This window comes from Nocardia nova NBRC 15556 (assembly GCF_001613005.1).
In the GTDB taxonomy this organism is placed as follows: Bacteria; Actinomycetota; Actinomycetes; order Mycobacteriales; family Mycobacteriaceae; genus Nocardia; species Nocardia nova.
In genome coordinates, this window is record NZ_BDBN01000049.1 from 54,954 (window position 1) to 61,896 (window position 6,943).

Here is a 6,943-nt window from a genome sequence, read left to right on the forward strand (position 1 = left end):
CCTCGGTGTGGAGCGGCCGTGTCGGAGGAGCCGGGTGCTGTGGTCGAAGCGCCGGTCTCGCGGCTTTGCCGGCGATACGCTGGCGGTGTCGGAAGGTGAGCGCATGGCGCCCGGTACAGCCCAATGCTTCGCGAGCGACTGATGGTCGACGAGGATCCGCTGCGGACCAGCCGCGACGTGAACATACCCGTGGCGGTGGAGTTGAGTGCGTCGGGTTTCGAGGATGCCGAGGAGATCGGGCACGGCGGTTTCGGTGTGGTGTACCGCTGTACGCAGCCGGCCCTGGATCGCGCAGTGGCGGTGAAGGTATTGACCGCGGAGTTGGACGCCGACAATCAGGCGCGGTTCTTGCGGGAGCAGAAGGCGATGGGCCGGTTGACCGGGCATCCGAATATCGTCACGGTGTTGCAGGTGGGCGTGACCGCGAGTGGGCGGCCGTATCTGGTGATGCCGTATCACTCGCTGGATTCGCTGGATGCGTGGATTCGCCGGGAAGGGCCGTTGCCGGTCGAGACGGTGCTGTGGGTGGGGGTGAAGATCGCGGGTGCGCTGGAGACCGCGCATCGGCTGGGGATCATGCATCGGGATGTGAAGCCGGGCAATATCCTGCTGAGCGAGTACGGGGAACCGGCACTCACCGACTTCGGTATCGCCCGGATCGCCGGCGGCTTCCATACGGCCACGGGGGTGGTGACCGCCTCGCCGGCCTTCACCGCGCCCGAGGTGCTCGCAGGGGAAGCGGCGACGCCGGCCGCGGATGTGTACGGGCTCGGTGCGACCCTGTTCGCCGCATTGACTGGGCATGCCGCGTTCGAGCGGCGCACCGGTGAGCAGGTCGTCGCGCAGTTCCTGCGGATCACCAGTGCGCCGCTGCCGGATCTGCGCGAAGGCGGCATCCCCGAAGACGTCGCCGCGCTCGTGGAGTCGGCGATGAATCGGGATCGGCAGGCGCGGCCCTCGGCGGCGGAGCTGGGCGAGGCGCTGCGAGAGGTCCAGCACCGCCACGGATACCGGGTCGGCGAGATGGCCCTGCCAGGACAGCCGGCCGCCAAGCGAAGGCCGCGCGACGAGACGTCGCCGAATACCGAATCCGTTCCACAGCAACCAGTTTCAGGACGCGCCGGCACGGCCGAGCTCCCGCTCGAGCTGACCAGTTTCATCGACCGACGGGGAGAGATGGCCGAGATCAAGAACCTGCTGGCAACGGGGCGGCTGGTGACGTTGACCGGTGTCGGCGGGGTCGGTAAGACGCGGCTGGCGTTACGGGCGGCGTCGATGGTGCGCACCGATTTCGCCGACGGGGTGTGGCTGATAGAACTCGCCGACGTGACCGATCCGGCACTGCTGATCGATGTGGTGGCGGGTGCGCTGGGGTTGCGCGACGATCCGGCGCGGCCGATGCGTGAGGCGTTGGTGGAATTCTTGCGTGCGCGGGAGGCGCTGCTGGTTCTGGACAACGGCGAACAGGTCGTGGACGCGTTGGCGGATCTGGTGGAAACGCTGTTGCTGGCGTGCGCGGACCTGCGGGTTCTGGTGACAACCCGGGAGCCGCTCGACATCGCCGGAGAAGCGGTGCTGCGGGTCTCGCCACTGACCGTTCCGACTCTCGACGCGGCGCCGACGCTGCGGGCACTGCCTCGATACGACGCGGTGGCGTTGTTCACCGAGCGCGCGGCGGCGGTGGTGCCCGGATTCGAGGTCACCGAGAAGAATATGTCCGCGGTGGCGGGAATCTGCGCCCGATTGGAGGGCCTGCCTCTGGCGATCGAACTCGCCGCCGCGCGGATCCGCACGATGTCGCCCGAGCAGATCCTGGCTCGGATGACCGACCGCTACGCACTGCTCACTCGCGGCAGCCGCACCGCACCGCAGCGGCAGCAGACGTTGCGGTGGTGTATCGATTGGAGCTACCGCCTGTGCGCACCGGCCGAGCAGCGGCTGTGGGCTCAATTGTCGGTGTTCGCGGGCGGTTTCGAGATGGATGCGGTCGAGCGGGTCTGCACGGCCGAGGCGGGGCGGGGGAGTCTGCTCGACGAGTTGTCGTCGCTGGTGGATAAGTCGATCGTGATCCGGGAGGAGCTGGAGGGCGCTGTCCGGTTCCGGATGTTCGAGACCGTGCGCGACTACGGGCGTGAGCAGTTGCGGGAGGCCGGCGAGGAAACCGCTGTGCGTCGGCGCCACCTCGATTGGTGCCGGCAGTTGACGGGGGATGCCGAAGCCGAATGGATCAGCGAGCGGCAGCCCGACTGGCTGGCGCGACTCGAACGCGAGCAACTGAACCTGCGCGAAGCGCTCGAGTTCTGCCTGTCCGACGACACCACGGAATCGGGTGAGGCCGGACTGCGCATGGTCACCGCGCTGTGGCTGTTCTGGAGCTTCCGGGGTCTGTACGGCGAGGGGCGGCGCTGGATCGACCGCGTCCTCGCGCACCCCGGCGCGCACACCCTTCCCGTTCGTATCCGGGCGCTGCATGTCGGCACCGTGATGGCGGCCGAGCAGCAAGATTTCGCTGCCGCGGAATCGCTGCTGGAACAGATCCGCGACCTCGCCGAACAGGACCCCGCTCCGCTGCATCGGGCATTGGTCGCCTCCGCCGACGGCATTCTGGCGCTGTACCGAGGCGAACCCGAACGCGCGGTCTCCGGTTTCGAAAGCGCCATCGAGGTGGCCGGTTTGGATCCGGCCGGACATCTCCATATCGCGGCGTCGATGACACTCGGCTGGGCGCTGGCGGCGCAGGGCGATATCCGGCGGGCAATCGAGAACCACGAACAAGTCTTGGCCGTCACCGAGTCACACGGTGAATCGCTGTTCCGGTCGAGCACGTTGTGGGGATTGGGAATCTACAGCTGGCAGCAGGGCGAAAACTCGCGCGCCCGAGAGTTTCTGGGGCGCTCGCTGCGGGTGAACGAACGCGTCCGGAGCCCTCTGATCGCGGTGCTCGATCTCGAGGGGCTGGCCTGGATCGTCGCCGAGGAGGACGGTGAACGCGCGGCGGTGCTGATGGGTGCCGCGGAAAGTCTGTTGCGGTCCGGTTCCGGTTTCTCGATCTTCTTCCCGCAGCTGTCGCAATCGCACGAGGAGTGCGACCGCATCGTGCGCCGCGCGCTCGGCGAGCGACGGTTCGGTGCGGCGTTGCGGCGCGGCCGGGCGATGACGATGAACGCCGCGGTGGCCTACGCACTCGGCGAGCAGCCGGCCGAGTCGCCTCCTGCCTCCACCGGGCCGGCGCAGCTGACCAAGCGTGAACAGCAGGTCGCGGAGCTGGTCGCGCAAGGGCTCACCAACAAGCAGATCGCCACGAATCTGGTGATCTCGCAGCGCACCGCCCAGGGGCACGTCGAACACATCCTGACAAAACTCGGATTCACCTCCCGCGCCCAGATAGCGGCCTGGTTCGTGGACCGCGCTCGTCGGTAGAGTTCCTGAGTCGCAACCCGGTCGCCATGGGCCGGGAGCGACGAGTTCGGCTGCCCCGCAGCCGAACTCGTACGCGCCGGCACCGCGAACCGGGCGGGTCGACCGGCCCCTGAGATCGACACCTTCATCGATCGCGGTGAGGGGCTTGCTAGGGGTGTGGTCGGCCGACCTCGCATGCGGCTTCGTCGTGTCAGCGAGCTCCGTCCGCCAGGAGTTCGTTCAGCGGGTCGACGCCGGCGAGAAGCCGTCGTGAGCGATCGCCCGAACCGTCGATGAGCGCCGCATCGATAGCCCGCGGCGAGCGAGCGCGACGGGGCAGGGTCACCTGCACCGCGCCACCGGCACGCCGACCAGACGGGTTTCCTCGGCGGTATCGATGTCGATGTCGACGCCCTTTTGGAACAGCAGGATGATGTCGGAGCCTCCGAAAGTGAAGTAGCCGAATTCGTCTCCCTTGGCCATGTGCTTGCCGGGGGTGCAGGTGAGGGTTACCGATGCGACGTTCTGCATGCCGACGCACACGACCGCGACCGTTCCGATGTCGCCGCACGGTGAATCGGTGGTATCGATGATGACCACGCCCCGGGTCTGGAAGAACTCGAATCCGGTCTCGGCGTTGTCCTGACCCTTCAGGCTGTGGTCGGACAGCTCTACCTGCATGAACGCTTGCCCGTGAGTCACGAACGACTCTTTGACGAGACCGCCCACCGGTAGGTGGAAGCGGTGATAGGCGTGGGTCGGCAGCATGTAGTGGGTGAAGGTCCCGCCGGCGAATTTCTCGGCGTAGTCGCTGCCGGTGAGAAGGGTGGCGATATTGCCGTACTTGTGGGTGTCTTTGATCGTGGCCGCCGGAATGTTCGAGGCGTCATCGATGTCGTAGCGGTGTTGGAACGTGCAGTCGGCGGGTGAGGTTATCGATCGGTTGCTGTCGGGTTCGGCAATCGGTCGTAGGCCGCCGTTCAGTTCGCGGGCGAAGAACTGGTTGAAGGTCATCCAGCCGCTGGGTGCGTTCGGCTTGCCGTCGATCAGGGAGTCGCCGACGTGGTACTCGGGAGCGTTGTCGATGAACGATTCCAGCACGTCGGGTCCGAAGGATTCGGGTGTGTCGAGGAAGCTGCCCCAGTCTCGGGCGAAGTCGGTGACCCATTCCCGGAATGTGTCCGAGCCGTATGCCACGGACGTGTCACGGCCGTCGGGTCTCTGGTCGATGATCCAGAAGAAGTGCGAGAGCCGGTCGCTGACCTCTTGGGCGTACCGCTGGTGCGGTGCTTGGGCGCGCCAGGCGGGCGAGTCGGTCTCGCGGGGCACCCAGCGAGCGAAATCGTCGATGTAGTCGACGTACTCCGCGACGGACTGGGGCCACGGGAGCGCCTCGAGCAGCTCGTCCTTCAGCCCGTCTTCGGCCACCTGCCGCGCTTGCACCAGCGACTGCTCCAAGCCGGCGGCCAAGTCCGGGTCTTCGTCGAGAAGGTCTCTCAACCGCTGCGCGATCGCCATATCACTCACGTCGAACCCCTTCCGCTCGCCACCGACCCCACCTGTCGGCTACCCCCGCAGCCTCGTTTACACCTCACGCACGAGTGACGGTTCAGGCGGAACTATCGCCCGCCGCCCAGCTGGGCCTTCGCGTGTTTGAAGCTGCCGCCTCGTGGAATAGGCCTGTGCACGCGGTGTCGACGGAAAGGCGCGCGGGATGAACTCATCGAGCGACGTCGTCGTCGTGGGATCGGGCCCCAATGGTCTTGCGGCAGCGGTCGTCTGTGCGGCGGCGGGCCTGTCGGTCACGGTGCTCGAGGCCGAGCCGGAGGCGGGCGGCGGATGCCGCACACAACGCCTCGATCTGGCGGTTCCGCTGTGGCACGATCTGTGCTCGGCCGTGCATCCGATGGCGGTAGCCTCGCCGTTCTTCGCGCAGTTCGATCTCGCGGCGCGCGGTGTCCGGTTCGGGTATCCCGAGATTTCCTTCGCCCACCCGCTCGACGAGGCGCCAGCGGCTCTGGCCTACCGCGCCCTTTCCCGGACGGTGGCCACCCTGGGCGAACACAGCGAACGTGACAGTCGGCTGTACCGGCGGATCATGACGCCGCTGGTCGAGGGCGTCGACGCGGTCCGCGGCCTCGGGTTGTCCGACGTCCGAAGCATTCCCGCCTCGGTCCTGCACCCGCGAGGGCTCGCTACCGCCGCCACGATGGGGATCCGGGCGATGCAACTCGGCACCCGGGTGTGGGACCGCACCACCGACGCGCACGTCTGCGGTGCTCTGCTCAGTGGCGTCGGCGCCCACGCCAACACCAGGATTCCGGCGACGGCAGGTGCGGCTACCGCGTTGCTGCTGGGCACGCTCGCGCATTCGCACGGCTGGCCCATTCCTATCGGCGGGAGCCGGGCCATCACCGACGCGCTGACCGCCGACCTGGCTGCGCGCGGTGCGGAGGTGATCTGCGATCAGCGTGTCGAGTCCGTCGCGGACCTCCCGCCGGCGCGGGTGTACCTGTTCGATACGAACCCTTGGACGCTGGCCGAGGTGTTCGGTGACCGGCTCAGCGCCCGCTACCGCCGGGCGGTGGGCCGCTTCTCGTCGAACAACGGTGTCGCCAAGGTGGACTTCGTGCTCAGCGAGCCGGTTCCCTGGGCCGATTCACGGGTCGCGGCGGCGGGCACCGTGCACCTCGGTGGCACGCGCGAACAGATGGCCCGCGCCGAATCGGACGCCGGTCGCGGCCGCCACAACCCGGCACCGATGATGCTGGTGAGTCAGCCGACCGTCGTCGACCCGACCCGCCTCGGTTCCGACGGGCACCGGCCGCTGTGGAGCTACGCGCACGTCCCCAACGGGTCGACGCGTGACCTCACCGAGACCGCGATCGAACAGATCGAGCGGTTCGCTCCCGGTTTCCGCGATGTCGTCGTCGGCTCGCGGTGCATCCCCGCCAGTGAAATGTCCTCGCACAACGCCAATTACGTGGGTGGAGACATCGCTGCTGGACATGTGTCGCTGTACCGGATCATGGCGCGGCCGGTTGCGCAGTGGGATCCGTACCGCACTTCGCTGCCCGACGTCTACCTCTGCTCGGCATCCACCCCGCCCGGCCCCGGTGTGCACGGCATGCCCGGCGTGCACGCCGCCCGGAGAGCTCTGCGCAGGCACTTCGGTATCACCGCCATGCCCGACGTCGGTCCGGTGGTCGGGCCGCCGCGATGAGCCGGCCGTCCAGGGTGTGCACATTCGAGTGCCGAGATCGCGGGACGAGGCCGGCAGGGCATGACGAAATGCCGGATGAGGCAGACAACATGCGCACGTGACGATGCCCTCGCAGCAGCTGCTGCGAGGGCATCGTCATGCTTCGGGTCCTACCGGCTGTTCGAAATCGTGGGCTAATGCCCCGTTTCGGTTCGTAAGCCCGAGCGCCGGCCCGTTACTTGGCCGGCGCTGGCGGGTTGAACGGCGCGGTGGTGGTGGCGAAGTACTGGATCGCGGCGCCGATGGCGACCGGGGCGGTGATGAAGATCTGCCCGGCGAGCA

The 6,943-nt window shown here is 67.7% G+C and carries 3 protein-coding genes; 2 read left to right on the forward strand and 1 reads right to left on the reverse strand.

Translation table 11 applies throughout. From position 1 onward, the window contains the following. Positions 1–141 precede the first annotated feature (141 nt). Complete coding sequence (locus NN2_RS20160; protein ID WP_063015479.1) at positions 142–3,420, forward strand: protein kinase domain-containing protein; 3,279 nt, start codon at positions 142–144, stop codon at positions 3,418–3,420. 321 nt (positions 3,421–3,741) lie between these two features. On the opposite strand, the gene NN2_RS20165 is transcribed toward NN2_RS20160, so the two are convergent. Further along, on the reverse strand, positions 3,742–4,917 hold the full coding sequence (locus tag NN2_RS20165) for a phosphatidylserine decarboxylase (protein ID WP_245658789.1): 1,176 nt from the start codon (positions 4,915–4,917) through the stop codon (positions 3,742–3,744). A 196-nt stretch (positions 4,918–5,113) separates the two neighbouring features. Here NN2_RS20165 and NN2_RS20170 point away from each other — a divergent pair, with 196 nt between their 5' ends. Further along, positions 5,114–6,622, forward strand: a complete 1,509-nt coding sequence (locus NN2_RS20170) for a phytoene desaturase family protein (protein ID WP_063015471.1) — start codon at positions 5,114–5,116, stop codon at positions 6,620–6,622. Positions 6,623–6,943: the final 321 nt, after the last annotated feature.